General features: G+C 73.2%; 2 protein-coding genes. One reads left to right on the forward strand and one right to left on the reverse strand.

Translation table 11 applies throughout. The features are described 5' to 3' along the window. Positions 1–38 precede the first annotated feature (38 nt). Positions 39–1,733 carry a xylosidase gene (locus ACFW1A_RS39625; protein ID WP_380418418.1) on the reverse strand — a complete coding sequence of 565 codons (1,695 nt, stop codon included), beginning with the start codon at positions 1,731–1,733 and terminating at the stop codon, positions 39–41. A 320-nt stretch (positions 1,734–2,053) separates the two neighbouring features. On the opposite strand from ACFW1A_RS39625, the gene ACFW1A_RS39630 reads away from it, so the two are divergent. Then, positions 2,054–3,186, forward strand: a 1,133-nt coding sequence (locus tag ACFW1A_RS39630; protein WP_380418420.1) for an RNA polymerase sigma factor, incomplete at its 3' end; no start/stop codon positions are given.

Genomic DNA, 3,186 nt, shown 5'->3' on the forward strand with positions numbered 1-3,186 from the left:
CCGCCCGACGGGGCGGTCGGGCGGTCGGGCCGGTGCGTTCAGACGGTGGTCTGCTGGAACTGCTCCCAGGTGCCGATGCTCGTGCGGTCGGCGATCAGCGGGGCGGCGCCCGCGTTCTCGGCGGTGACGTACTTGCCGTTCACCTGGGCGAGCAGGCTGATCGTCCCGTTGGCGTTGGTGACCAACTTGAAGGTCTCCCACAGGCCGATCGCGGTGCGGTTGGCGATCAGCGCGCCGGCGCCGGCGTTCTCCGCGGTGACGTACTCGCCGTTGGCCCTGGCGCGCAGGGCGATGGTGCCGTTGCCCGCGTCGACGACGTCGAACTGCTCCCAGGTCCCCACGGCGGTGCGGTTGGCGATCAGCGGGCTGGTACCGGCGTTCTCGGCCGTCACGTAGTCGTTGTTGGCCAGCGAGCGCAGCGAGACCGTCCTGAGCACCCGGACGGGGCTGACGACGGGCTGGGTCGGGCGGGTGGCGGTCAGGGCCAGTTGGCCCTTGAGCATCCGGCCGCCGTCGCCGGTCAGGCGCAGGTAGTAGTCGGAGGAGCAGGCCGTGCCGTCCTCGTCCAGGCTCAGCAGGCCGGAGCCGGCCGGGACGGTGGCCTGGGTCGCGGCGGTCTTGGCGATCTGGTTGCCCTCGCCGTACTCGTCGAACATGGAGACGTAGATGCCCTGGGCCCCGAGCCGGACCATGTTGTAGAACTGCCGCCACATGAAGTCGCCGTGCGCGCGCTGACGGGCCGACAGGTCACCGGGCAGCACGCAGGGCTGGTAGGCGATGCCGTGGGCGTTGCACTCGGCCTGGTCGGGGACGTTGACGTTCTGGTACACCGAGTCGGAGTCCGCGGCGGTGCCGATCGCCCCCACCATCCACGGGGTCAGCATGTCGAACGCGTGGTAGACGTCGGAGAACCCGGCGCGGGAGCCGTTCACCCCGGTGCGCCACTCGCGCGGCACGCCGCCGATGACGTAGCAGCCCTGGCCCTTGAACCAGGTGACGACGTCCAGGCAGGCCGCCGCGTCCCAGGGGTGCTTGCTGTCGTTGAAGCCGAAGCCCCAGATGCACACGACCGGCTTGCCGTTCTGGACGGCGTAGGCGCCGGAGGCGGTGTGGGCCTTCATCTTGTTCGTCCAGTCCGCCTTGATCTCGGACTGCATGCCGGTCCAGTCGGTGACGTCGTACATGATGTAGAACTTGCGGCCGTGGGACTCGGCCGCGCTGCGCACCTTGGTGGCCATCGCGTCGCGGGTCGGGCCCTCGCCGCCGGTGGGGTTGAACCGCTGCAGGGCCGCGGTGTCGATGCCGTTCTGCTGCATCCACAGGAAGTGGGTGTCCACGGTCTGCTGGTCGTACGAGGAGAACAGGGTCGCCGGCGACCCGTTCCCGAAGGCGCTGTAGGCCGTGCGGTACTTGGTGCTGTACTCGGACATGTCCGGCCAGGCCTTGATGACGTTGTTGCTCGGCGACGGCGACTGGCCCATGTTCCTGGCCCAGTGCCACCAGCCGTTGACGGGGGCGCCGTCGCCGGCGCAGGCGAACCAGCCCTGGTAGCCGACGGTGATCTTGCCGACCACGTCGCCGACCGGTGCGGCGGACGCGCCGGACGCGGCCGTCGTGCTGGCGGTGGCCGCCCTGTTGATGGCGAACGCGCTGACGGCTGCTGCTGCGGTGCCGCCGATCGCGGTGGTGAGGATGGTGCGGCGGGATATCGGCCTGCGGTGGTTCTGTGACATCGCGTGGTGCTCCGTAGGGGGGCGGAGGATGGCTTGCCGGCGGTGGGGCAGATTCAACGGGTGCGGGTGAGGCCGGGTCAATCGATCCGGCGCGGATGTGGGATAACGCTCTCTCGGCCGGATTTCTGATATCGGCAAGGGCGTCCGGTCCCCGTCCCGGCCGTGCGGGTCGGCGGAGCCGGAGCCGTCGGCGCTGCGCCGACCGCGCCCTGAGACGTGGTTGGACCACTCGCGAACGGCCTGCCATGATGCCGGGACGTCGGCCGGGGACGGCCGCCGTTCCCCGTTGCCCCGACGATGCCCGGGAATCCCTCAGCTCCATGACCGAAACACCGCCCGACGGACCGGACGGGCCGCAGGCGCCGGGCGCCCCGGCCGCGCTGGTCCGCGCCGCGCAGGCCGGCGACGCCGGCGCCCTCGACCTGCTGGTGGCCGACCACCTGCCGCTGGTCTACAACATCGTCGGGCGCGCGCTGGGCAGCGCGGCCGACGCCGACGACGTCGTGCAGGAGGTCATGCTCCAACTGGTCCGGGACGTGCGGCAGGTGCGGGACCCCGGGGCCTTCCGGTCCTGGCTGGTCACCATCGCCGTGCGGGAGGCGGGCCGCCACCGGCAGGCGCGCAGCAGCGCCGCGGCCACCGGTGGGAGCGAGGCGCTCACGGCGGGGACGGGGCTGCTCGCCGACCCGGCGGCCGACTTCGTCGACCTGACGATCACCGTGCTGAGCCTGTCCGGACAGCGGCGGGAGACGGTCGAGGCGACGCGCTGGCTGGACGCGGACGAGCAGCAACTGCTCTCGCTGTGGTGGATGGAGGTCGCGGGCCGGCTGACCCGGCCGGAGCTGGCCGAGGCGATGGAGCTCTCGCTGCCGCAGACCGCTGTCCGGGTGCAGCGGATGAAGGCCCGGCTGGAGGTCGCACGGGCCGCCGTCCGTGCACTCAGGGCGGATCCGCGGTGCGCCGGCCTGCGCGAGGAGCTCCGGGGCTGGGACGGGCAGCCCGGCGGCCTGTGGCGCAAGCGGATCGCCAGACACCTGCGCACCTGCCCCACCTGCGGCGACGTGCCGGGCGACCTGGTGGTGGCGGAGCGGTTGCTGGCCGATCTGGCGCTGGTGTCCGTGCCGCCCGTCCTGCTGGCCCTGTTGGCACCCAACCTGGCCGCCATCGGCGGGGGCGGGGCGGCCACCGGCTCGGCCGCCGCGGCCGGCCGTGGTGCCGCCGCGCTCGGCCGGGCGGGGAGCGGCGCCGCGCGAGCGGGCAGCAGCGCGATCGGGAAGACCGTCCTGCTCGGCGCGGTCGCGCTGATCACCGTCGTCGCCGGCGCCGTCGGCCTGTCCGGGCGGCACGAAGCCGCCGGAGGCGGGCCCGCCGCACCGACCGCGGCAGCCGTCACCGCCGACCGACCCGTGCCGCCGAGCCCGCCGGCCGGGACCACCGCCCCGGCACCGTCGCC

Origin of the sequence: Kitasatospora sp. NPDC058965 (genome assembly GCF_042741245.1) — a bacterium.
In the GTDB taxonomy this organism is placed as follows: domain Bacteria; phylum Actinomycetota; class Actinomycetes; order Streptomycetales; family Streptomycetaceae; genus Kitasatospora.